Source organism: Pseudomonas fluorescens, assembly GCF_902497895.1.
GTDB classification, from domain to species: Bacteria; Pseudomonadota; Gammaproteobacteria; order Pseudomonadales; family Pseudomonadaceae; genus Aquipseudomonas; species Aquipseudomonas fluorescens_BP.
This window is the reverse complement of sequence record NZ_CABVHQ010000044.1, coordinates 13,689-35,307: the sequence shown is the minus strand read 5'-3', so window position 1 is coordinate 35,307 and position 21,619 is coordinate 13,689. Positions and strand designations below refer to the sequence as shown.

The following is a 21,619-nucleotide window of genomic DNA, read 5'->3' as shown; positions in this document are numbered from 1 at the left end:
GGCAGACTGTTGAAATCGTCCGCATACAGAGCGGCAAACGCTGATATCTGGCCGAAACGTCATGTCTGACGTCTCAATAGTGACCATCCCTGGGGAGTGGAGTTCGCCGAGACGTTGCGCGCGCAGACCGATTTGTCTCGCGCCTGATCCGGCGTAGACTGCCCCGGCATTCATCTATCTAAGGAGCGGTCATGCTGAAGATCTGGGGTCGGAAAAATTCGTCGAATGTCAGGAAGGCACTCTGGTGCGCCGAAGAACTCGGCCTGACCTACGAGGCGGTGGATGCAGGCGGCGCCTTCGGCGTGGTCGACACTCCCGAGTACCGGGCGATGAACCCCAACGGCCGAGTCCCGGTCATCGAAGATGACGGCTTTGTACTTTGGGAATCCAACACCATTGTGCGTTATCTGTGTGCCAGACATGCCCCCGACTCGGTCTGGTATCCGGCGGATCCGCAGGCACGTGCCTCTGCCGAAAAATGGATGGACTGGACCACGTCGACCTTTGCCGATCCGTTCCGTCAGGTGTTCTGGGGCGTATTGCGCACCCCGGCGGATCAGCAGGATTGGGTAAGGATTCATGCTGCGCGCGATACCTGTGTCGAGTTGCTGGCGATGGTCGATCAGGCGCTGGCCGAGCAACCGTACCTGTCCGGCGAGGAGATTGGCTTGGGCGACATCCCCTTGGGCAGCTTCATTTATGCCTGGTTCGAGATGCCCATCGAGCGCCCACAGATGCCCCATCTGCAAGCCTGGTACGAGCGTCTGCAGCAGCGCCCCGCCTACCGCAAGGCGGTGATGACCGCTTTGACTTAATACTGACTATCAATACAGGTGACTGTACTTGTGCGGCGTCGACAAGCACCATTGGTCTTGCGCCGCCGTTGTATTGCGTGCGGTCCGCCCTTATTTGTAACTTTCCTTCCCTTCCTGGTGCGTAAATCCGATATGAGTTCCGCTCTGTCCATCCGGCAGCTAACCAAAACCTACGGCAACGGTTTCCAGGCCTTGAGTGGTATCGATCTGGATGTCGCCGAAGGTGACTTTTTCGCCTTGCTCGGCCCCAACGGTGCCGGCAAATCCACCACCATCGGCATTCTCTCGACCCTGGTGAACAAGACCAGCGGCACGGTGAATATCTTTGGTCATGACCTCGACCGCGAGCCAGCCGCGCTCAAGCGCTGCATTGGCGTGGTGCCGCAAGAGTTCAACTTCAATCAGTTCGAAAAGACCTTCGACATTGTCGTGACTCAGGCCGGCTATTACGGCATTCCGCCCAAAGTGGCCAAGGAGCGGGCCGAGCAGTACCTGACCCAGCTCGGTCTGTGGGACAAGCGCGATGTGCCGTCGCGTTCGTTGTCCGGCGGCATGAAGCGTCGGTTGATGATCGCCCGGGCGCTGGTGCATGAGCCGCGTCTGCTGATCCTCGACGAACCGACGGCCGGGGTGGACATCGAACTGCGTCGCTCGATGTGGACCTTCCTCACCGAGCTGAACCAGAAAGGCATCACCATCATCCTCACCACTCATTATCTGGAGGAGGCTGAGCAGCTGTGCCGCAATATCGGCATCATCGACCACGGCACGATTGTCGAGAACACCAGCATGCGCCAGTTGCTCAGCCAGCTGCATGTCGAGACCTTCCTGCTCGACCTGAAGAACGACACGAAGGTTGCGCCGCAGCTGATCGGCTATCCGAACCGCCTGGTTGACGGCCACACCCTGGAAGTCCAGGTCGATAAAGCGGTGGGCATCACCGCGCTGTTCGGCCAACTGGCGGCACAGAACATCGAAGTGTTGAGCCTGCGTAATAAAACCAATCGCCTCGAGGAGTTGTTCGTGTCCCTGGTGGAGAAAAATCTGGCGAAGGTGGCAGTATGAGTTCCGAGCTGCAACCCAACCTCGTCGCACTGAATACCATCGTCTATCGTGAAGTCCGGCGCTTTACCCGGATCTGGCCGCAGACTCTGCTGCCACCAGCGATCACCATGGTTCTGTACTTCGTGATCTTCGGTAATCTGATCGGTCGGCAGATCGGTGATATGGGTGGTTTCACCTATATGGAATACATCGTGCCCGGGCTGATCATGATGTCGGTGATCACCAACTCCTACGGCAACGTGGTCTCGAGTTTCTTCGGCAGCAAGTTCCAGCGCTCCATCGAAGAACTGATGGTCTCGCCGGTTTCACCACACACCATTCTGATTGGCTACACACTGGGTGGTGTGTTGCGCGGGCTGATGGTCGGGGTGATCGTGACAATGCTTTCGCTGTTCTTCACCGACCTGCAGGTGCATCACCTGGGCGTGACCATTCTGGTGGTGGTACTGACCGCGACGATCTTCTCGCTGCTGGGCTTTATCAACGCCGTGTTCGCGCGCAACTTCGACGACATCTCGATTATCCCGACCTTCGTGCTGACACCGCTGACTTACCTGGGCGGGGTGTTCTACTCGATCAGCCTGTTGCCGCCGTTCTGGCAGACCGTGTCGCTGGCCAACCCGGTGCTGCATATGGTCAACGCCTTCCGCTACGGTATTCTTGGGGTCTCGGATATCAGGATCAGCGTGGCCATCACCTTCATGCTGGTCGCGACGGTGGTGCTGTACGTTGGATGTGCCCGGCTGCTGGTCAGCGGCCGTGGCATGCGCACGTAGGCGCTGCCGCAGGCTGCGATCTTTTGATATTGTTCTTTGGCTTCCCCCGGCACCTTCAACAGTCGCATAGGCGCCGAAGATCAAAAGATCGCAGCCTGCGGCAGCGCCTACAGGCGGTTTTTCTTGCGCTTCTTCCATTGCCGGCCGACCCACCAGCGCCAATAGACCATGGTCAGGCAATAGGCGAGGGCACCCAGCACCAGGCCGGCGACGACCGAGCCGAGCAGGAAAGGCTGCCACAGGGTCGACAACTGCCCGCTGATCCACTCCCAGGTCAACTCGTCAGGCAGGGTTCTGGCGGGGGAGTTCATTAGCCAGGCGCCGATCTGATAGGTGAAAAAGAACACTGGCGGCATAGTGATGGGGTTGGTCAGCCAGACCAGACTGACGGCAATCGGCAGGTTGCCGCGCACAGCAATGGCCAGAAAGGCCGCCAGCAGCATTTGCAACGGAATCGGTATGAACGCGGCAAACAGCCCGATGGCCATCGCCCGTGCCACCGAGTGGCGATTGAGGTGCCAGAGGTTCGGGTCATGCAGCAGCTTGCCGAGAAAGCGTAAGGACTTGTGTTCCCTGATGCTGGTCGGGTCTGGCATGTAGCGTTTGAATAGGCGCCGGGGCATTGGGGTTCTCGGTCGGTTCAGGCGACCAGTATGCCCGGATTCTCCCGAAGGCAAATTCAGACTTTGTGACAATTAATAAAACGGCGTACCTGCAGGTCAGCTAATCCAAGAGGGGGATCGCTCAAGGATGGTTGTATGCGCATAGGGATGTTCGCGCTCGCGCTGGGTCTTCTGGCTTTGCGGTTTTTACCGTGGTTGCCGCCGGTCGGGTTATTGCTGATGCTGCCGGTAGTGGCGCTGATGTTGTTGCCGTTTCGCACTTATCCACTGGCATTTTTCCTGCTCGGCCTGGCTTGGGCCTGTCTCTCGGCGCAGTGGGCACTCGATGATCGTCTGTCGCCCAGTCTCGACGGGAAAACCCTGTGGCTTGAAGGGCGGGTGACGGGTTTGCCGCAGAGCAACGGTCAGTCCGTGCGCTTCGAACTGCTGGACAGCCAGTCGCGGCGGGGTGTGCTGCCCCGGCGAATGCGCCTGAGCTGGCACGGCGGGCCGCCGGTCAAGAGTGGCGAGCGCTGGCGCCTGGCGGTCAAGCTCAAGCGGCCCCATGGATTACTCAATCCCCACGGCAACGATGCCGAAGCCGAATTGTTGGCCAGGCGAATCGGTGCCACTGGATCGGTCAAGGACGGTCAATTGCTGGCCCCGGCGCAGTGGGCGTGGCGCGACCGACTCCGCCAGCGCTTGCTGGATGTCGACGCCAACGGCCGCGCCGGTGCCCTGGCCGCGCTGGTACTGGGTGATGGTTCCGGCCTGACCACACAGGATTGGCGCGTGCTGCAGGACACCGGCACGGTGCACTTGCTGGTGATTTCCGGTCAGCACATCGGGTTGCTGGCCGGATTGATCTACGCCTTGGTCGCCGGTCTGGCACGTTATGGCTGCTGGCCTCGAAGTTGGCCCTGGTTGCCCTGGGCGTGCGGTCTGGCATTTGCCGCGGCGCTCGGCTATGGCCTGTTGGCCGGTTTTCAGGTTCCGGTGCAACGGGCCTGTGTGATGCTCGGTCTGGTATTGCTCTGGCGGTTGCGCTTCCGTCATCTGGGAGCCTGGTGGCCGCTGCTGCTGGCGCTGAACGGGGTGTTGATTCTGGAGCCCCTGGCCAGCTTGCAGCCGGGGTTCTGGCTGTCCTTCGCTGCGGTGGCGGTACTGATTTTTACCTTCAGCGGTCGGCTGGGCGCCTGGCAGTGGTGGCAGGCCTGGAGTCGTGCCCAGTGGCTGATCGCTATCGGCTTGTTGCCGATGCTGCTGATTCTCGGCCTGCCGGTCAGCCTCAGCGGACCGTTGGTCAATCTGCTGGCGGTGCCCTGGATCAGTCTCGCGGTATTACCCCTGGCCTTGCTGGGTACCGTATTGCTAGCGGTGCCGTATCTCGGCGAAGGGCTGTTGTGGGTAGCCGGCGGCCTGCTCGACGGTTTGTTCCAGGTACTGGGCCTGATGGCCGCCGGTCTGCCGGCCTGGGTCCCGCAGGCGCTGCCGGTCTGGGCCTGGGCGCTGAGTGGCCTGGGGGCGGTGCTGCTGCTGTTGCCCAAAGGCATACCGTTGCGATTGCTGGGTTGGCCGATGCTGTTGCTGGCCGTTTTTGCGCCAGGCGCCAAGGTGCCGGTGGGCGAGGTGGAAGTCTGGCAGCTGGATGTGGGTCAGGGTCTGGCCTATATCCTGCGAACTCGCCAGCACGCGATGCTCTACGACGCCGGTCCGCGTTTCGCCGAGCATGACCTGGGGGCGCGAGTGGTGTTGCCGACCTTGCGCAAGCTGGGAATCCGCGAGCTGGATCTGCTGCTGATCAGCCATGCCCATGCCGACCATGCCGGTGGCGCCGTTGCAGTGCATCGCGGGTTGCCGGTCAAGCGGGTGCTCAGTGGCGAGCCGGGTGACCTGCCCGGCGTGCTGCAGGCTGAGTCTTGTATGACCGGCGAGAACTGGGAATGGGATGGGGTCAGGTTTTCCCTGTGGCAATGGTCGGCCGCCGGTGACAGCAACCAGCATTCCTGCGTGTTACGGGTCGAGGCCAAGGACGAACGCCTGTTGTTGGCAGGAGACATCGACGCCCGCGCCGAGCGGGCCCTGCTCAAAAGTCCCATGGCGCAACCGGTGGACTGGTTGCAGGCGCCTCATCACGGCAGCCGCAGTTCGTCGTCCCGGGAGTTTCTCGAGGTGCTGCGGCCCAAGGCATCGTTGATCTCCCGGGGGCTCGGTAACAGTTTCGGCCATCCGCACCCCGAGGTGCTGCAGCGTTACCGGGAGTTGGGCATTCAGGCCTATGACAGCGTTGAACAAGGCGCGCTGCGTCTGCAGCTCGGGACTTTCGACGGGCCCCGGGGATTGCGCGACCAGCGGCGCTTTTGGCGTGAGGCACCGTCGCAGAACAGGTAAAGAGGACTAAATCCCATGCGACATAGCGTACTTCGGTGCATCGACCCCCTATGTTAGAGTGAGCCACTTTTTTCGAGGGGGCTGTCACTGTGTGGGAATTGGTCAAATCCGGCGGCTGGATGATGCTGCCGATCATCCTGAGTTCCATTGCGGCGCTGGCCATCGTTGCCGAGCGTCTGTGGACCCTGCGGGCCAGCCGCGTTTCCCCGGATCATTTGCTGGGGCAGGTCTGGGTCTGGATCAAGGACAAGCAACTCAATAAAGACAAACTCAGGGAACTGCGCGCCCATTCCCCATTGGGCGAGATCATGGCCGCGGGCCTGGCAAACTCCAGGCACGGCCGCGAGATCATGAAAGAGTGCATCGAAGAAGCCGCCGCGCGGGTCATCCATGAACTCGAACGCTACCTCAACGCACTGGGCACCATCGCCGCCATGGCGCCGCTGCTGGGGTTGTTGGGTACGGTCCTGGGCATGATCGATATTTTCAGCGCATTCATGGGCTCGGGCATGAGCACCAATGCCGCGGTGCTGGCCGGTGGTATCTCCAAGGCGCTGATCACCACGGCCGCAGGCTTGATGGTGGGTATTCCAGCCGTGTTCTTCCACCGTTTCCTGCAACGTCGGGTCGATGAACTGGTGGTGGGTATGGAGCAGGAAGCGATCAAACTGGTCGAGGTGGTACAGGGCGACCGTGACGTGGATCTGGCCGAGGGCAAAAAAGCGTGAAATTTCGCCGCAAACCGCGGGAGACGATCGATATCAACCTCGCGTCGCTGATCGACGTGGTGTTTATCCTGTTGCTGTTTTTCGTCGTCACCACCACCTTTACCCGTGAAACCCAGCTGCGCGTCGAACTGCCGGAAGCGGTCAGCGGCTCGCCCGCCGAGGATCAACAAGCCAAGCACCTGGACATCGCCATCAGCGCCGACGGCGTGTTCAGCCTGAACAATCAGTTGCTACCGAAAAGTGACCTGGCCAGCCTGATAGAGGCCTTGCAGAAGGAGTCCGCTGGCGATACCACGCTGCCCCTGTCGATCAGCGCTGACGGCAAAGCCCAGCACAAGGCTGTGATCATCGCGATGGATGCAGCCGGCAAGCTTGGCTTCAGTCACTTGCGCATGACCACCGTCGAGGCGGCGCCGACTCCCTGATGGCCCTTTCCGATCGTTTGCTCGCCGCCTGGTATGCCGGCCATCCTGCGCTGAGGGTGCTGCAGCCGCTGGAATGGCTGTATCGAGGCGTAGTGATGCGCAAGCGCGCACGTTTTCTCGCCGGTGAGGGTGACATCTACCAACCGCCTGTGCCGTTGGTGGTGGTGGGCAATATCACCGTGGGCGGCACTGGCAAGACGCCGCTGATTCTCTGGTTGATCGAGCATTGTCAGCGCAGTGGTCTGCGGGTCGGCGTGGTCAGCCGCGGTTATGGTGCCAAGCCACCGCACCTGCCATGGCGGGTCGAGGCCGAGCAAGCCGCTGAAGTCGCCGGTGACGAGCCGCTGCTGATTGTCCAGCGCAGCGGCGTACCGCTGATGATCGACCCGGATCGTAGCCGCGCCGTGCAGGCGCTGCTGGCCAGCGAGCCGCTGGACCTGATCCTCTCTGACGACGGCATGCAGCATTACCGCATGGCCCGCGACCTTGAACTGGTGCTGATCGATGCTGCGCGTGGCCTGGGCAACCAGCGCTGTCTGCCGGCGGGACCGTTGCGCGAACCGATCGAACGCCTGCAAAGCGTCGATGCCGTGCTCTATAACGGCGCCCGGGCCGACCGCGACGACGGTTTTGCCTTCCAGCTCGAACCGACTGCGCTGGTCAATCTACTGACCGGCGAGCGTCTCCCGCTGGACCACTTTCCTCCCGGGCAATTCATGCATGCGGTGGCCGGCATCGGCAACCCGCAACGTTTCTTCGACACGCTTGAAACGCTACACTGGCGGCCAGTCCCGCATGCTTTTGCCGACCACGCCGAGTACAGCGTGCAGACCTTGAATTTCATGCCGCCATTGCCGCTGGTCATGACCGAGAAAGATGCGGTCAAGTGCCGTGGGTTCGCGGCAGCCGACTGGTGGTACCTGGCAGTCGACGCGGTGCCGTCCGAGGCCTTCGTGGCCTGGTTCGATACGCAGTTGATGCGCTTGTTGCCGGATCGTCTTTTGCCTTAACGCTTTTCCAGGGAGTTTTCATGGACACCAAATTGCTCGACATCCTTGCCTGCCCGGTCTGTAAAGGTCCGCTGAAGCTCAGTGCCGATAAAACCGAGCTGATCAGCAAGGGCGCCGGTCTGGCTTACCCGATTCGTGATGGCATTCCGGTGATGCTCGAAAGCGAAGCCCGTACCCTCAGCACTGATGAGCGACTGGACAAATGACCCCAGCCTTCACCGTTGTCATTCCGTCCCGTTTCGCCTCCACCCGCCTGCCCGGCAAACCGCTGCAGATGATCGCCGGCAAGCCGATGATCCAGCATGTCTGGGAGCAAGCCTGTAAAAGCAATGCCCAGCGAGTGGTGGTCGCCACTGACGATGCGCGCATTGTCGAAGCCTGCAAGGCGTTTGGCGCCGAAGTGGTGCTGACCCGTGAGGATCACGTCTCCGGTACCGATCGCTTGGCCGAAGTCGCCACGCAATTGGGTCTGGCCGCCGATGCGATCGTGGTCAACGTGCAGGGTGACGAGCCGATGATTCCACCGGCAGTGATCGATCAGGTCGCAGCCAACCTGGCAGCTCACCCCGAAGCACGCATGTCGACCCTGGCCGAGCCGATCGAAGACATTGAAACCCTGTTCAATACCAATGTGGTCAAAGTGGTCAGCGATCTCAATGGCCTGGCGTTGACCTTCAGTCGCGCCACGTTGCCCTGGGCCCGGGACGACTTCGCCAAGCGCCGCGAGCAATTGCCGGCCGGCGTGCCTTATCGCCGACATATCGGGATCTACGCCTACCGCACTGGTTTCCTGCATGACTTCGTCAGCTGGGGCCCGTGCTGGCTGGAAAATACCGAGTGCCTGGAACAATTGCGCGCACTCTGGCACGGCGTGCGGATTCACGTCGGCGACGCAGTGCAAGCACCCCCGGCGGGCGTCGATACCGCTGAAGACCTCGAGCGCGTTCGGCGCCTGCTGGAGGCTTGATGCGGGTTCTGTTTGTCTGCCTGGGCAACATTTGTCGTTCGCCCACGGCCGAAGGCGTGTTGCGCCACAAGTTACGTGAAGCGGGGTTGGCGGATCAGGTGGAGGTCGCCTCCGCCGGCACCGGCGAATGGCATATCGGCAAGGCGCCGGACAAGCGCAGTCAGGCCGCCGCCAGGTTGCGCGGCTACGATTTGTCGGCACAGCGCGCCCAGCAAGTGACACGCGCTGACTTTGCCAGCTACGACCTGATCCTGGCGATGGACCAGAGCAACCTGCGCAACCTCCAGGCCCTGCAACCGGCCAAGGGCAAGGCTGAGCTGGACCTGTTCCTGCGTCGCTATGAGTCAGTGGTGGATGAAGTGCCGGATCCTTATTACGACGGCGATCAGGGTTTCGAGCAGGTGCTGGATTTGATCGAGCGCGCCAGCGATTTGCTGGTGCTCGAATTAAAGGGACGGTTATGACCTTGCAAGTGCAACCCCAGGTTTCTCTGAAACCGTTCAACACCTTTGGCGTTGATGTCCGTGCGCAGGTGTTTGCCCAGGCCCACAGCGACGCCGACGTCCGCGAAGCGCTGGCTTATGCATCTGAACAGGGATTGCCGCTGCTGGTGATTGGTGGTGGCAGCAACCTGTTGCTCACCGCTGATATCCCGGCGTTGGTACTGCGCATGGCCACCCGCGGCATTCGCCTGTTGAGTGACGACGCCAGCCTGGTGGTGGTCGAGGCCGAGGCCGGCGAAACCTGGCACCCGTTCGTGCAATGGACCCTGGAGCAGGGGCTGTCGGGCCTGGAGAATCTCAGTCTGATTCCTGGCACGGTGGGCGCTGCGCCAATGCAGAACATCGGCGCCTACGGTGTCGAGATCAAGGACGTGTTCGCCGGTTTGACCGCGTTGGACCGCCAGACTGGCGAGCTGCGGGATTTCACTTTGGCTGAGTGCAACTTTGCCTACCGCGACAGCCTGTTCAAGCATGAGGCCGGGCGTTGGGTGATTCTGCGGGTGCGGTTTGCCTTGAATCGCGTCGAGCATCTGCACCTGGAATACGGCCCGGTTCGTCAACGCTTGAACGAACAGGGCATCGGCCATCCGACGGCCAGCGATGTCAGCCAGGCCATTTGCAGCATTCGCAGCGAAAAGCTGCCTGATCCGGCAGTGCTTGGCAATGCCGGCAGCTTTTTCAAGAATCCGTTGGTAGCGGCGGCGTTGGTTGCCGAGCTTAAACTCGAGTACCCCGATCTGGTGGCTTATCCACAGGCCGACGGGCAAATGAAACTGGCGGCCGGCTGGTTGATCGAGCGCGCTGGCTGGAAGGGCTTTCGTGAGGCCGATGCCGGCGTGCATCGACTGCAGGCGCTGGTGCTGGTCAATTATGGTGCGGCGACCGGGCTGGAGTTGTTGCACCTGGCACAACGAATCCAGAAAGACATTGCCGAACGCTTCAAGGTCCAGCTGGAAATGGAACCCAATCAGTATTGAAGCCAGGCTGCAAGCCTTGAGCTACAGGCCGAAAGCCGAAAACAGCAATCCAGAGCCCTGCAAACCTTTCGTGGTTGCAGGGCTTTTTTGTTAATGCTGCTTTAACCCCGCCTCCTAACGATAGGTCGCTCAGTTCCAAGGAAGGCCCGATGAAGACCCTGCGGTTTTCATAAGAGAGCCCATTCGCCTGAGCCGATCTGCGTTTAACACGTGCTGATTCAAACGGCAGATTGCTCGACCCCATAACCAGAAATACAGGCGGGCGTGCCCATGATTACCCTGAAACTCAACGGACAGGATCACCCATTGGATGTCACCGAGGATATGCCGCTGCTGTGGGCTATTCGCGACGTGGCGGGTTACAGCGGCACCAAATTTGGCTGCGGCATGGGCCTGTGCGGCGCCTGCACCATCCATATCGATGGCTCACCGGCGCGTAGCTGCATCACGCCGATCGGTTCGGTGGTCGGCCAGAACGTCAGCACCATCGACAACCTTCACAGCGACCCGGTCGGACAAGTGGTTCAGCAAGCCTGGCTGGACACGTCCGTAGCCCAGTGTGGTTTCTGCCAGGGTGGGCAGATCATGTCCGCCACGGCCTTGCTCAAGGTCAATCGCAATCCCGGCGACCAACAGATCGAGGAGGCAATGGTCGGCAATATTTGCCGTTGCGGCACCTATAACCGAATCAAAACCGCGATCCGTCGAGCCGCCACTCATCTGCAGGAGGCCAAGGCATGAGCCCGTTACCGAATGATTTTGCCCTGAGCAATTGCAGCCGCCGTGGGTTCCTCAAAGGCGTCGGTGCCACGAGTGCGCTGGTGTTGGCGGCCAGTTGGGGTTGGCAGGGGGCGTTTGCCGCAGAGAAGAAGTTCGGCGCCGACGGCATGCCCAACGGCTGGATCGATGATCCCAAGGTCTACGTCAGCATCGCCGCCGATGGCACAGTGACGGTGATCTGTAACCGGTCGGAGATGGGGCAGGGTATTCGTACCAGTTTGAGTATGGTGGTGGCCGATGAGCTGGACGCGGACTGGACTCTGGTCAAGGTTCAGCAGGCGCCGGGTGACGAAGTGCGCTTCGGCAACCAAAACACTGACGGCTCGCGCAGCATGCGCCATTGGTACGAGCCTATGCGCCGTTGCGGCGCTGCAGCCCGAGCAATGCTTGAACAAGCGGCTGCAGAACATTGGAAAGTGCCAGTCGTCGAGTGCCTCGCCCAATTACACACGGTGGTTCACCAGCCCAGTGGCCGAACTCTGGGATATGGTGCATTGGCAGGGGCGGCCGGCGAGCTGGCTGTGCCTGCCCGTGAGAACCTGCGTTTGAAGCAACCTTCGCAGTTCCGCTACATTGGTAAGGACGTGAATCGAGCCATCGACGGCGAGGATATCGTCAATGGCAGCGCACTCTTTGGTGCCGACCTGAATTTCGATGACATGCTCTTTGCTACCGTGGCGCGACCAGGTGTTTACGGAGGCAAGGTAAAGTCCCTCGATAGCAGTGCCGCGATGAAAGTCAGGGGGGTGATCAAGGTCATGCAAATCGACAGCCGTCCATTACCCTCCGGATTCCAGCCTTTGGGGGGCGTGGCAGTGATCGCGAACACTACCTGGGCGGCGATCAAGGGCCGCGAGGCGCTGCAAGTCGAGTGGGATGACGGTGTCAACGGTGCTTACAACTCGATCTCCTACCGCCAGCAACTGGAAGCTGCGGCCTCGCAGCCGGGTAAAGTGATACGCAGTAGCGGGAATGTCGATGAGGCGATGAGTCGTGCCCACAGCAGTCTGCAAGCCACTTACTATATGCCGCACCTGGCCCAGGCACCGATGGAGCCTATGGTCGCCACAGCCCGGTTCAACGAGGGGCATTGCGAAGTCTGGGCGCCGACCCAGGCCCCGCAAAGAGCTCGCGAAACTATCGCCGAGCGTTTGGGCATACCTTTGGAGAAAGTCACCGTCAATGTCACGTTGCTCGGCGGAGGGTTTGGCCGAAAAGCCAAACCGGATTTCGTCATCGAGGCGGCGGTACTGGCCAAGGCCTTGCCGGGTAAAGCGGTGCGCGTGCAATGGACCCGGGAAGACGACATCCACCACGGTTACTTGCATACCGTCTCGGTGCAGTACCTCAAGGCCAGCCTCGGCAATGACGGCATGCCGAGCGGTTGGTTGCACCGTACCGTGGCGCCGAGCATCACCGCCTTGTTTGCTCCCGGCGTGATCCACCAGGGCGCGGCTGAACTCGGTATGGGCTTTGCCAACATGGCTTACGCCATTCCCAGCGTTCGCCTGGAAAACCCCGAAGCCGTCGCCCATACCCGGGTTGGCTGGTATCGCTCGGTGTCGAACATTCCCCATGGCTTTGCGATTCAGAGTTTTGTCGACGAACTGGCGCATCAAGCCGGGCAGGATCCACTCAAGTACCAGCTGAAACTGCTCGGCCCGGATCGTCATATCGACCCGCGGACCTTGAGTGAAGAGTGGAACTACGGTGAATCACCGGAGCGCTATCCAATCGATACCGCGCGTTTGCGCGGCGTACTGGAAACCGCGGCCAAGGCGGCCGGTTGGGGCCGCCATTTGCCCAAGGGGCGTGGTCTGGGCCTGGCGGTGCACTACAGCTTCGTCACTTATGCGGCGGCAGTGATCGAGGTCGAAGTCAAAGATGACGGCACCCTGATCGTCCATAAGGCCGATATTGCCGTGGATTGCGGCCCACAGATCAACCCCGAGCGAATTCGCTCGCAGTTCGAAGGCGCCTGTGTAATGGGCCTGGGCAATGCCGTACTGGGTGAAATCAGCTTCAAGGACGGCAAGGTCCAGCAGGACAATTTCCATATGTTCGAGGTGGCGCGGATGAATCTGGCACCGAAAGAGATTGCCGTGCATCTGGTCACGCCGGTGGGCAACGTGCCCCTGGGGGGTGTCGGTGAGCCAGGAGTGCCGCCGATTGCCCCGGCACTGTGCAACGCGATCTTCGCGGCGACCGGCAAGCGCATCCGCAGTCTGCCGGTTCGCTATCAGTTGCAGGGCTGGCAGCAGGCAGAAGCCTGATGGACAGTGTCGATCTGAATGTCTTGCGCAGCGTCCTGGAATGGCGCCGCGCCGGGCAGCGAGTGGTGCTCTACAGCGTGGTCCAGACCTGGGGCAGTGCGCCGCGACCACCGGGCGCGATGCTGGCCTTGCGCGAGGACGGCGTGGTGATCGGTTCGGTCTCCGGTGGTTGCATCGAAGATGACTTGATCGCCCGACTGCAGGACGGTCGATTGCCCGTGGACGGGTCGTCCGTGCAGCTGGTGACCTACGGCGTCACCCGCGAGGAGGCTGCGCGATTTGGTTTGCCCTGTGGTGGCACGCTGCTCCTGACCGAGGAGCTGGTTGGCGATCCAGCCTGGGTGGCGCAATTGCTGGCGCGTTGCGAGGCCCATGAGATTGTCGCGCGGGAACTGAATCTGCGCACCGGTGAAGTGCTGCTCAGTGCCGCCGGCAAGACCGATGTCTTGAGCTTTGACGGCACGACCCTGCGGGCGATTTACGGGCCGCGTTGGCGGCTGCTGCTGATCGGCGCCGGGCAGCTGTCCCGCTACGTGGCAGAAATGGCGCGGTTGCTGGATTTCGAAGTGCTGGTCTGCGATCCGCGCAAGGAGTTTGTCTACGGCTGGGAGGAGGAGCTTGGTCGTTTTGTCCCGGGTATGCCGGATGAGGCGGTGCTGAGCATCGAAACCGACGAGCGCACGGCCATCGTCGCCTTGACCCATGATCCGCGTCTGGATGATATGGCGTTGCTCACGGCGCTCAATTCGCGAGCCTTTTATGTTGGCGCGCTAGGGTCGCGGATCAACACCCGCAAGCGCCGGGACAACCTGGCTCAGCTAGGCTTGTCGGAACAGGCCATCGCGCGTTTGCACGGTCCGGTCGGTCTGCATATCGGCAGCCACACACCGGCAGAAATTGCCTTGTCGCTGCTGGCTGAGATCGTTGCGATCAAGAATGGCGTCGAGTTACAGCAAAAGCAGCCGTTGCTCGCAGCGGGCGAGGAGGGTGTATGAACGAACCGATTGGCGTGATCGTGCTCGCCGCTGGGCAGGGCAGTCGTTTTCGGCAGGTTGCCGGGGCGCAGAAGGACAAGTTATTGACCGACTGTACCGGCCGCGATGGCGGCGTGCGGTCGGTGATCGAGCAGGTGTTGGTCAATCTGCCGGCCAGTCTCGAGAAGCGCGTGTTGGTCACCACCGAGGATCGCCCGCAAGTGATTCGCATGGCCAAGGCCTATGGCTGCGAGATCGTGGTGCTGGAATCGACTGGAATGGGAGACAGCATGGCCGCCGCGGTTACTGCTTGTCCGCAGCTCAGTGGTTGGCTGGTGATGCTGGGGGATATGCCGTTCATCCTGCCCGCCACTACCGAACAAGTGCTGGCGAAGATCGAGGACGATTGTATCGTTGTGCCAGTGCACCAGGGCGAGTACGGGCATCCGGTAGGGTTCGGGCGTTCGTTTGGCCCGGAGTTGATGGCGTTGTCTGGTGATCATGGGGCCAAGTCGCTGTTTGCCTCGGCCAGGGTGGTGGAAGTGCCGGTGGAGGATCCCGGGGTGTTGTGGGATGTGGATGTGCCAGCGGAGTTGGTCTTTGGCTAGCGTCCGCTGTCGAACGGATTGCCCCTGAAAAGATCGCAGCCTGCGGCAGCTCCTACGCCGATTTCGGAGGCGAACGCTGCCTTTGTAGGAGCTGCCGCAGGCTGCGATCTTTTGATCTTTTGATTTTTAAATGTAAAAAAAGCCCCGCCTGCATCAGCAGGCGGGGCTTTTTAACAGCCGTTGGAATCAGGCGAGGGGTTTAGGCTCGTGCTCTTTTTCCAGGGCTTCAGGGTGGTGCTCTACCACTTCTTCGACGGAACGCAGGTTTTCGTCGATGGGCGGGGCAGATTCAACAACTGCTCGCTCAGGCGCGCTCTCAGCGACTGGAGCAGGTGCAGCTTGCTCAATCACTTCAGCCACAACCGGCTCGGCCGCCACGACTGCTTCAACCGGCGCTGCAGCAGCGGCCAGTTCGGCTTCTTTCTGCAGACGCTCCTCTTCACGCTTGCGACGACGCACTTCACGTGGATCGTTCGGCGCACGACCGCTGGCGGTCAGGGCGCTTGCAGGTGCGGCTTCGACTACTGGCAAGGCGACCTCGGCAACCACTGGCGCTTCAACCGGTGCAGCAACCACTGGCTCGGCGACCACCACTTCAGCGACCGGGGCTGGAGCTTCGATCACTACCGATTCAGCGATGCGATCGAACGCAGTTGGAGCGTCGTAAGTCGGTTCAAAGGCTTTTTCAGCAACCGGAGCTTCGAAAACCGGCGCTTCGAACGCAGGTTCTGCGGCGACCACTGGCTGTTCAGCGACAACGGCTTGCTCGGCAACATACGCCTCACGAACCGGCGCCACTTCAACGGCAGGAGCGGCAGGCGCTTCAATCGCAGTAGTCGCTTCAACCACGGGTGCTTCAACCGACGCCGTTTCCAGGGTGGCGGCAGTAGCGAGTTCTGCTTGCTGATTGGCCTGAGCTTCGGCAGGAGCGCTGATCACAGAGCTGGCAACAGCCGCGGTAACGGCCAGGCCGGCAGCCAGATCGGCGCTGCTTGGTTCGCTGGCTTCGCCGACTTCGGATTCTTCCGAGCCTTCGATCACATTGCCGTTGGCATCACGTTGACGCTCACGACGATTGCTGCGACGACGCTGGCCACGGGAGCGGCGGCGCGGACGATCGCCTTCGGCGTTGTCCTGGCCGTCATCCTGCAGTTGCTCTTCGTTTGGCAGCAGTTCTTCTTCGCTGACAGCCGCAACAGGCTGTTCGGCACGAGGCTGACGCTCTTCACGCGGTGGACGCGGTTGACGCTCTTCGCGTGGCGCACGGGCCGGGCGCTCTTCAGCAACAGCCGCAACAGCAGCAACAGTGGTCGGTGCGGTTGGTGCGGCATCCAGAGGCTCGCGCAGTTCACGAACCGGACGCTCTTCACGACCTTCGCGCGGTTTGCGATCTTCACGTGGAGGGCGTGGCGCACGTTCTTCACGGGGAGCACGCGGTGCGCGTTCTTCGCGAGGGGCTGGGGCTACGGCCGCTACTTCTTCGCGGACTTCGCGCGGTGCACGTTCCTCACGAGGCGCACGTTCTTCACGTGGAGCACGTTCTTCGCGCGGCTTGCGCTCTTCGTCGCGGCGACCGTTACGGCTGCGGCTCTGCTGACGACCGGTGCGGCGCTCGTCATTGCGCGGCTGGCGTTCGGTAACCGGTTTTTCAACCACCACCGGCGCTGCGGGCTCTTCCTTGGTCGCGAACAGGCTGACCAGCGACTTCACCAGGCCTTTGAACAGGCTTGGCTCGGGAACGTGGGCGGGAGCTGCAACAGGCGCTACGACTTCTACCGGAACCGGAGCATTGGCGCGTACCGGAGCGGTTTTCACTGCGGCTTCCTGGCGAACCAGGGTGCGGGTCGCGGCGGCCGGCTGGACTTCTTCCACTTCGGCAGCGGCAGCAGCAATTTCGTAGCTGGACTGATTGATGCTGGCTTCCGGGCTGTCATCACGCAGGCGCTGAACTTCGAAATGCGGCGTTTCGAGGTGATCGTTCGGCAGAATGACGATGCGTGCGCGGGTGCGCAGTTCGATCTTGGTGATCGAGTTGCGTTTTTCGTTGAGCAGGAACGCAGCCACTGGGATCGGCACTTGTGCGCGAACTTCGGCGGTGCGGTCTTTCAGGGCTTCTTCTTCGATCAGGCGCAGGATCGCCAGCGACAGCGATTCAACATCACGGATGATGCCGGTGCCGTTGCAACGCGGGCAGACGATGCCGCTGCTTTCGCCCAGGGATGGACGCAGGCGCTGACGGGACATTTCCAGCAGGCCGAAGCGCGAGATGCGCCCGACTTGTACCCGGGCACGGTCGGCTTCCAGGCATTCGCGGACTTTCTCTTCCACGGCGCGCTGGTTCTTGGCCGGGGTCATGTCGATGAAGTCGATGACGATCAGGCCGCCGATGTCGCGCAGGCGCAACTGACGGGCGATTTCTTCGGCGGCTTCAAGGTTGGTCTGCAGGGCGGTTTCTTCGATGTCGCTGCCTTTGGTTGCGCGCGCCGAGTTGATGTCGATGGACACCAGGGCTTCGGTCGGATCGATGACGATGGAACCGCCGGAAGGCAGTTCGACGACGCGCTGGAAGGCGGTCTCGATCTGGCTTTCGATCTGGAAACGGTTGAACAGCGGCACGCTGTCTTCGTACAGCTTGATCTTGCTGGCGTACTGCGGCATCACCTGGCGAATGAAGGTCAGGGCTTCGTCCTGGGCTTCAACGCTGTCGATCAGCACTTCGCCGATGTCCTGGCGCAGGTAATCGCGGATGGCGCGGATGATCACGTTGCTTTCCTGGTAAATCAGGAAAGGAGCTGCGCGATCCAGCGAGGCTTCTTTGATGGCGGTCCAGAGTTGCAGCAGGTAATCGAGGTCCCACTGCATTTCTTCGCTGCTGCGGCCCAGGCCGGCAGTGCGCACGATCAGACCCATGTCGGCCGGGGCAACCAGACCGTTCAGGGCTTCGCGCAATTCGTTGCGCTCTTCACCTTCGATGCGACGGGAGATACCGCCGGCACGCGGGTTGTTCGGCATCAGCACCAGGTAACGACCGGCCAGGCTGATGAAGGTGGTCAGGGCTGCGCCCTTGTTGCCACGTTCTTCTTTTTCGACCTGAACGATGACTTCCTGGCCTTCGCTCAGGACGTCCTTGATGTTGACGCGGCCCTCAGGGGCTTTCTTGAAGTATTCGCGGGAGATTTCTTTGAGGGGCAGGAAGCCGTGGCGCTCGGAGCCGAAATCGACAAAGGCAGCCTCAAGGCTTGGTTCGATGCGAGTAATCCGGCCTTTATAGATGTTGGCCTTCTTCTGCTCGCGTGCACCGGATTCGATATCCAGGTCGTAGAGGCGCTGGCCGTCTACCAGTGCAACACGCAACTCTTCGGGTTGGGTTGCGTTAATCAGCATTCTTTTCATGTAGTACCGTCGGTTTCCGGGCTGCCGGAAACGGCGTTCGGCACACACGACTTCTCATGGTCGGTGTCAGGTGCGTAAGGAGTGGTTGGCCACTCCAGTGTCTAGCGAGGTTCGACCAAAGGGGGCGAAGTCGCGACTTACGCGTCCTGCTTGCTGTGGCTACTTAAGCACTCAGTCAGGAGGAGGAATCAGCCGTCGACTGTGGACGATATGAAGCGTCTAAATATAAGCCTAGTGCTACACAGTCCGACGGTTGTGCATCTCCACCCTACACGTATCCCTGATAATTCGGGTGCTGCCGCGCGCAGAATCCGCAGCGGGTTGGCATTTACCGTGAGCTCCGAAAGGGGAGGTCACGCATCATGGCTAATTTAGGCGTTGTTTCCGAAGCCTTCGCTCAGGCTCATTCGAGATCGACTGCACTTTGTGAACTGGCCGTGAATATCGGCGCAAAAGACGAGTAATCACTCTGCTTCTTGCGCTCGCTTCAGGCCTCATGTCACCTGCGCTTGTTACAATCGCGAACTTTCCATAATTGTAGCGAAAGCCCCGTAGGACGGCCTCGCGTCCTGATGAATTGCGATGGTCAGGGCCGGTCGATGACCGTTGGTCCGCTGTCCAGACCGCTTTTGGCGGCGTTCGCGACTATAGCAGCAATCATTAAGTGCTTCAAATCCATAAAAAATTGTTATCATTCGCGGCATGACGACTACTGCCCCCCCGACCCCCAGCGTCCAGCTGCTTGAGGTCTCGCCGGAATATGCCGGCCAACGCATCGACAACTTCCTTCTTGCTCGGCTCAAAGGCGTGCCCAAGACCTTGATTTACCGCATTTTGCGTAAAGGCGAAGTGCGGGTGAACAAGGGTCGGATCAAGCCCGAATACAAGCTGCAGGCGGGTGATATTGTCCGTGTGCCACCCGTACGCGTGCCTGAGCGCGACGAGCCGGTGCCTTTGGCCCAGGGTTTGTTGCAGCGCCTTGAAGCGTCGATTGTCTTCGAAGACAAGGCGCTGATCGTGATCAACAAGCCGGCCGGGATTGCCGTGCACGGCGGCAGCGGCCTGAACTACGGGGTGATCGAAGCCTTCCGTCAGTTGCGGCCCGATACCAAGGAGCTGGAGCTGGTCCATCGCCTCGATCGGGACACTTCCGGGCTGCTGATGATCGCCAAAAAGCGCAGCATGTTGCGCCATCTGCACGCCGCCTTGCGTGGCGATGGCGTCGACAAGCGCTACATGGCGCTGGTTCGCGGCAACTGGGCGGCGTCGATCAAGCAGGTTCGTGCGCCGTTGCTCAAGAGCAACCTGCGCTCCGGCGAGCGCATGGTCGAAGTCAACGAAGAGGGCAAGGAGGCGCTGACGGTCTTCAAGGTGCTGCGCCGCTTCGGCGACTTCGCCACCATGGTCGAGGCTAAACCGGTCACCGGCCGGACTCACCAGATTCGCGTGCACACCTTGCATGCCGGGCACTGCATCGCTGGGGACACCAAGTACGGTGATGAAGACTTCAGCAAAGAGATTCGCGAGTTGGGCGGCAAGCGCCTGTTCCTTCACGCCTACATGCTGACCGTACCGTTGCCGGATGGCGGTGAATTGAAGCTGCAGGCACCGGTGGACGATATGTGGGCCAAGACCGTGGAGCGCCTGAGTGCACCCCTCTGATTACAAACTGCTGATTTTCGATTGGGACGGCACTCTGGCCGACTCTATCGGTCGGATTGTCGAGGCGATGCACGCCGCGGCGCTACAATCGAATTTGCCCCGGCGAGATGATTTTTCCGTCAAGGGCATCATCGGCCTGGGGTTGCCGGAGGCGATTCGGACTCTGTATCCGGAGATCGGCGACGCCGAGCTGGTGGCATTCCGCCAGCGCTACGCGGATCACTACATTGCGCTGGAGGCCGAGCCTTCGCCGCTGTTCGCCGGTGTGGTGGAGTCGCTGGAAGCCTTTCGTGCCGAGGGTTATCACCTGGCTGTGGCCACCGGCAAAGCTCGTCGCGGGCTGGATCGGGTGCTCAAGTCCCATGGCTGGGAAGGGTATTTCGATATCACTCGCGCCGCCGACGAAACCGCCAGCAAGCCGCATCCGCTGATGCTGGAACAGATTCTCGCCCATTGCGACGTCCGTCCCGAGCAAGCGTTGATGGTCGGTGATTCTTCGTTCGACCTGTTGATGGCACGCAATGCCGGGATGGATTCGGTGGCGGTCAGCTATGGTGCTCAATCGATTGAGGCCTTGCGCGCGTTCGAGCCGCGGCTGGCCATCGATCATTTTTCCGAATTGCACGCCTGGCTGAATCAGCCGGCCAATCAAGATTTGCTGGGGTAGATGGCATGGCCGATCAGTGGAAAGCGCCGAGTAAAGCCAGCGCTGAAGGTGTTGACGATAAAAGCTGGAAGCTGCTGGAAAAGACCCTGCTGGCCGGGGTTCAGGAGCAGCGGCGGTCGCGGCGCTGGGGGATTTTCTTCAAACTGCTGACGTTCGTTTACCTGTTGGTCGCGTTGTTGCTGTTCACTCCGTTGATGGATATGGAAAAGAGCGCGACCCGCGGTCCGGGCTATACGGCATTGATCGAAGTGACTGGGGTGATTGCCGACAAGGAACCGGCCAGCGCCGACAACATTGTCGGCAGCTTGCGAGCGGCTTTCGAAGATAAAAAGGTCAAGGGCGTGGTGCTGCGGATCAACAGTCCAGGCGGCAGTCCGGTGCAATCGGGTTATGTCTATGACGAGATCCGTCGTTTGCGCGGCCTGCATCCGCAGACCAAGGTTTACGCAGTGATCTCCGATCTGGGGGCTTCCGGTGCGTATTACATCGCCAGTGCCGCGGATCAGATTTACGCGGACAAGGCGAGTCTGGTCGGCTCCATCGGCGTGACGGCGGCCGGTTACGGATTTGTCGGTACCATGGAGAAGCTGGGTGTCGAGCGTCGGACCTATACCTCGGGCGAGCACAAGTCGTTCCTCGATCCGTTCCAGCCGCAAAAGCCTGAAGAAACCCAATTCTGGCAGAGCGTGCTGGATACCACCCATCGCCAGTTCATCGCCAGCGTCAAGCAAGGCCGTGGCGACCGGCTCAAGGACAAGGAGCATCCAGAACTGTTCTCGGGCCTGGTGTGGTCCGGTGAGCAGGCGCTGCAGCTGGGCCTGATCGATGGCCTGGGCAGTGCCAGTTCGGTGGCGCGGGATGTGATCGGCGAGAAAGAGCTGGTGGACTTCACTATCGAGGAGTCGCCGCTCGATCGCTTCTCGAAAAAGCTCGGCGCCAGCATTGCCCAGCAAATGGCAATGTGGATGGGCTTTCAAGGGCCGGCATTGCGCTGACTCGCGCA

General features: G+C 61.0%; 20 protein-coding genes. 18 read left to right on the top strand and 2 right to left on the bottom strand.

Annotated features, from left to right (window positions below; translation table 11 throughout):
- Positions 1–191 precede the first annotated feature (191 nt).
- From F8N21_RS20560 to F8N21_RS20550, 3 genes are all read left to right on the top strand, one after another.
- Positions 192–815, top strand: a complete 624-nt coding sequence (locus F8N21_RS20560) for a glutathione S-transferase family protein (protein WP_150643853.1) — start codon at positions 192–194, stop codon at positions 813–815.
- Between the two features lie 132 nt (positions 816–947).
- On the top strand, positions 948–1,880 hold the full coding sequence (locus F8N21_RS20555; RefSeq protein ID WP_150643852.1) for an ABC transporter ATP-binding protein: 933 nt from the start codon (positions 948–950) through the stop codon (positions 1,878–1,880).
- Entirely contained in the window at positions 1,877–2,656 is a 780-nt protein-coding gene (locus F8N21_RS20550; RefSeq protein ID WP_150643851.1) for an ABC transporter permease, read from the top strand. The genes F8N21_RS20555 and F8N21_RS20550 overlap by 4 nt, the downstream gene beginning before the upstream one ends.
- Before the next feature lie 107 nt (positions 2,657–2,763).
- On the opposite strand, the gene F8N21_RS20545 is transcribed toward F8N21_RS20550, so the two are convergent.
- Positions 2,764–3,279 (bottom strand): DUF2062 domain-containing protein, encoded by a 516-nt coding sequence (locus F8N21_RS20545; protein WP_150643850.1) that lies wholly within the window; start codon positions 3,277–3,279, stop codon positions 2,764–2,766.
- A 135-nt stretch (positions 3,280–3,414) separates the two neighbouring features.
- Between F8N21_RS20545 and F8N21_RS20540 the strand changes: the two genes are divergently transcribed.
- The 12 genes from F8N21_RS20540 (at position 3,415) to F8N21_RS20485 (ending at position 14,894) form a co-directional block, all read left to right on the top strand.
- A complete protein-coding gene (locus F8N21_RS20540; protein WP_150643849.1) occupies positions 3,415–5,649 on the top strand; it encodes a DNA internalization-related competence protein ComEC/Rec2 in 2,235 nt (744 codons plus the stop codon).
- Between the two features lie 89 nt (positions 5,650–5,738).
- Entirely contained in the window at positions 5,739–6,377 is a 639-nt protein-coding gene (locus tag F8N21_RS20535; RefSeq protein WP_191624366.1) for a MotA/TolQ/ExbB proton channel family protein, read from the top strand.
- A complete protein-coding gene (locus F8N21_RS20530; protein WP_150643848.1) occupies positions 6,374–6,802 on the top strand; it encodes an ExbD/TolR family protein in 429 nt (142 codons plus the stop codon). The genes F8N21_RS20535 and F8N21_RS20530 overlap by 4 nt, the downstream gene beginning before the upstream one ends.
- Complete coding sequence (gene lpxK / locus F8N21_RS20525; protein ID WP_150643847.1) at positions 6,802–7,812, top strand: tetraacyldisaccharide 4'-kinase; 1,011 nt, start codon at positions 6,802–6,804, stop codon at positions 7,810–7,812. Before F8N21_RS20530 ends, lpxK begins: the two co-directional genes overlap by 1 nt.
- 20 nt (positions 7,813–7,832) lie before the next feature.
- Positions 7,833–8,018 carry a Trm112 family protein gene (locus F8N21_RS20520; protein WP_042728811.1) on the top strand — a complete coding sequence of 62 codons (186 nt, stop codon included), beginning with the start codon at positions 7,833–7,835 and terminating at the stop codon, positions 8,016–8,018.
- Positions 8,015–8,779, top strand: a complete 765-nt coding sequence (gene kdsB, locus F8N21_RS20515; RefSeq protein ID WP_150643846.1) for a 3-deoxy-manno-octulosonate cytidylyltransferase — start codon at positions 8,015–8,017, stop codon at positions 8,777–8,779. The genes F8N21_RS20520 and kdsB overlap by 4 nt, the downstream gene beginning before the upstream one ends.
- Positions 8,779–9,243 (top strand): low molecular weight protein-tyrosine-phosphatase, encoded by a 465-nt coding sequence (locus F8N21_RS20510; protein WP_150643845.1) that lies wholly within the window; start codon positions 8,779–8,781, stop codon positions 9,241–9,243. Before kdsB ends, F8N21_RS20510 begins: the two co-directional genes overlap by 1 nt.
- Positions 9,240–10,259 carry a UDP-N-acetylmuramate dehydrogenase gene (gene murB / locus F8N21_RS20505; RefSeq protein ID WP_150643844.1) on the top strand — a complete coding sequence of 340 codons (1,020 nt, stop codon included), beginning with the start codon at positions 9,240–9,242 and terminating at the stop codon, positions 10,257–10,259. Before F8N21_RS20510 ends, murB begins: the two co-directional genes overlap by 4 nt.
- A gap of 270 nt (positions 10,260–10,529) precedes the next feature.
- Complete coding sequence (locus tag F8N21_RS20500; protein ID WP_150643843.1) at positions 10,530–11,000, top strand: (2Fe-2S)-binding protein; 471 nt, start codon at positions 10,530–10,532, stop codon at positions 10,998–11,000.
- On the top strand, positions 10,997–13,312 hold the full coding sequence (locus F8N21_RS20495; RefSeq protein WP_150643842.1) for a xanthine dehydrogenase family protein molybdopterin-binding subunit: 2,316 nt from the start codon (positions 10,997–10,999) through the stop codon (positions 13,310–13,312). The genes F8N21_RS20500 and F8N21_RS20495 overlap by 4 nt, the downstream gene beginning before the upstream one ends.
- Positions 13,312–14,307 (top strand): XdhC family protein, encoded by a 996-nt coding sequence (locus tag F8N21_RS20490; RefSeq protein WP_150643841.1) that lies wholly within the window; start codon positions 13,312–13,314, stop codon positions 14,305–14,307. Before F8N21_RS20495 ends, F8N21_RS20490 begins: the two co-directional genes overlap by 1 nt.
- The gene (locus F8N21_RS20485) at positions 14,304–14,894 is read left to right on the top strand and encodes an NTP transferase domain-containing protein (RefSeq protein ID WP_150643840.1); all 591 of its coding nucleotides are present in this window, start codon (positions 14,304–14,306) and stop codon (positions 14,892–14,894) included. Before F8N21_RS20490 ends, F8N21_RS20485 begins: the two co-directional genes overlap by 4 nt.
- Before the next feature lie 186 nt (positions 14,895–15,080).
- Here F8N21_RS20485 and rne read toward each other — a convergent pair whose 3' ends face one another.
- Positions 15,081–18,287, bottom strand: coding sequence for a ribonuclease E (gene rne, locus F8N21_RS20480; RefSeq protein WP_150643839.1), 3,207 nt, complete (start codon positions 18,285–18,287; stop codon positions 15,081–15,083).
- 702 nt (positions 18,288–18,989) lie between these two features.
- On the opposite strand from rne, the gene rluC reads away from it, so the two are divergent.
- Genes rluC through sppA form a run of 3 tightly spaced genes read left to right on the top strand, consistent with a single transcriptional unit; the run spans position 18,990 to position 21,611 of the window.
- Positions 18,990–19,949 carry a 23S rRNA pseudouridine(955/2504/2580) synthase RluC gene (rluC, locus tag F8N21_RS20475; protein WP_150643838.1) on the top strand — a complete coding sequence of 320 codons (960 nt, stop codon included), beginning with the start codon at positions 18,990–18,992 and terminating at the stop codon, positions 19,947–19,949.
- Positions 19,936–20,616, top strand: a complete 681-nt coding sequence (locus F8N21_RS20470; RefSeq protein WP_150643837.1) for an HAD-IA family hydrolase — start codon at positions 19,936–19,938, stop codon at positions 20,614–20,616. Before rluC ends, F8N21_RS20470 begins: the two co-directional genes overlap by 14 nt.
- 5 nt (positions 20,617–20,621) lie before the next feature.
- The gene (sppA, locus tag F8N21_RS20465; RefSeq protein WP_150643836.1) at positions 20,622–21,611 is read left to right on the top strand and encodes a signal peptide peptidase SppA; all 990 of its coding nucleotides are present in this window, start codon (positions 20,622–20,624) and stop codon (positions 21,609–21,611) included.
- Positions 21,612–21,619: the final 8 nt, after the last annotated feature.

Bases quoted from the DNA above. Each gene is read 5' to 3' on its own strand.
- F8N21_RS20560 (WP_150643853.1), top strand. From the start codon at position 192: ATGCTGAAGATCTGGGGTCGGAAAAATTCGTCGAATGTCAGGAAGGCA.
- F8N21_RS20555 (WP_150643852.1), top strand. From the start codon at position 948: ATGAGTTCCGCTCTGTCCATCCGGCAGCTAACCAAAACCTACGGCAAC.
- F8N21_RS20550 (WP_150643851.1), top strand. From the start codon at position 1,877: ATGAGTTCCGAGCTGCAACCCAACCTCGTCGCACTGAATACCATCGTC.
- F8N21_RS20545 (WP_150643850.1), bottom strand. From the start codon at position 3,279: ATGCCCCGGCGCCTATTCAAACGCTACATGCCAGACCCGACCAGCATC.
- F8N21_RS20540 (WP_150643849.1), top strand. From the start codon at position 3,415: ATGCGCATAGGGATGTTCGCGCTCGCGCTGGGTCTTCTGGCTTTGCGG.
- lpxK (WP_150643847.1), top strand. From the start codon at position 6,802: ATGGCCCTTTCCGATCGTTTGCTCGCCGCCTGGTATGCCGGCCATCCT.
- F8N21_RS20520 (WP_042728811.1), top strand. From the start codon at position 7,833: ATGGACACCAAATTGCTCGACATCCTTGCCTGCCCGGTCTGTAAAGGT.
- kdsB (WP_150643846.1), top strand. From the start codon at position 8,015: ATGACCCCAGCCTTCACCGTTGTCATTCCGTCCCGTTTCGCCTCCACC.
- F8N21_RS20510 (WP_150643845.1), top strand. From the start codon at position 8,779: ATGCGGGTTCTGTTTGTCTGCCTGGGCAACATTTGTCGTTCGCCCACG.
- murB (WP_150643844.1), top strand. From the start codon at position 9,240: ATGACCTTGCAAGTGCAACCCCAGGTTTCTCTGAAACCGTTCAACACC.
- F8N21_RS20500 (WP_150643843.1), top strand. From the start codon at position 10,530: ATGATTACCCTGAAACTCAACGGACAGGATCACCCATTGGATGTCACC.
- F8N21_RS20495 (WP_150643842.1), top strand. From the start codon at position 10,997: ATGAGCCCGTTACCGAATGATTTTGCCCTGAGCAATTGCAGCCGCCGT.
- F8N21_RS20490 (WP_150643841.1), top strand. From the start codon at position 13,312: ATGGACAGTGTCGATCTGAATGTCTTGCGCAGCGTCCTGGAATGGCGC.
- F8N21_RS20485 (WP_150643840.1), top strand. From the start codon at position 14,304: ATGAACGAACCGATTGGCGTGATCGTGCTCGCCGCTGGGCAGGGCAGT.
- rne (WP_150643839.1), bottom strand. From the start codon at position 18,287: ATGAAAAGAATGCTGATTAACGCAACCCAACCCGAAGAGTTGCGTGTT.
- rluC (WP_150643838.1), top strand. From the start codon at position 18,990: ATGACGACTACTGCCCCCCCGACCCCCAGCGTCCAGCTGCTTGAGGTC.
- sppA (WP_150643836.1), top strand. From the start codon at position 20,622: ATGGCCGATCAGTGGAAAGCGCCGAGTAAAGCCAGCGCTGAAGGTGTT.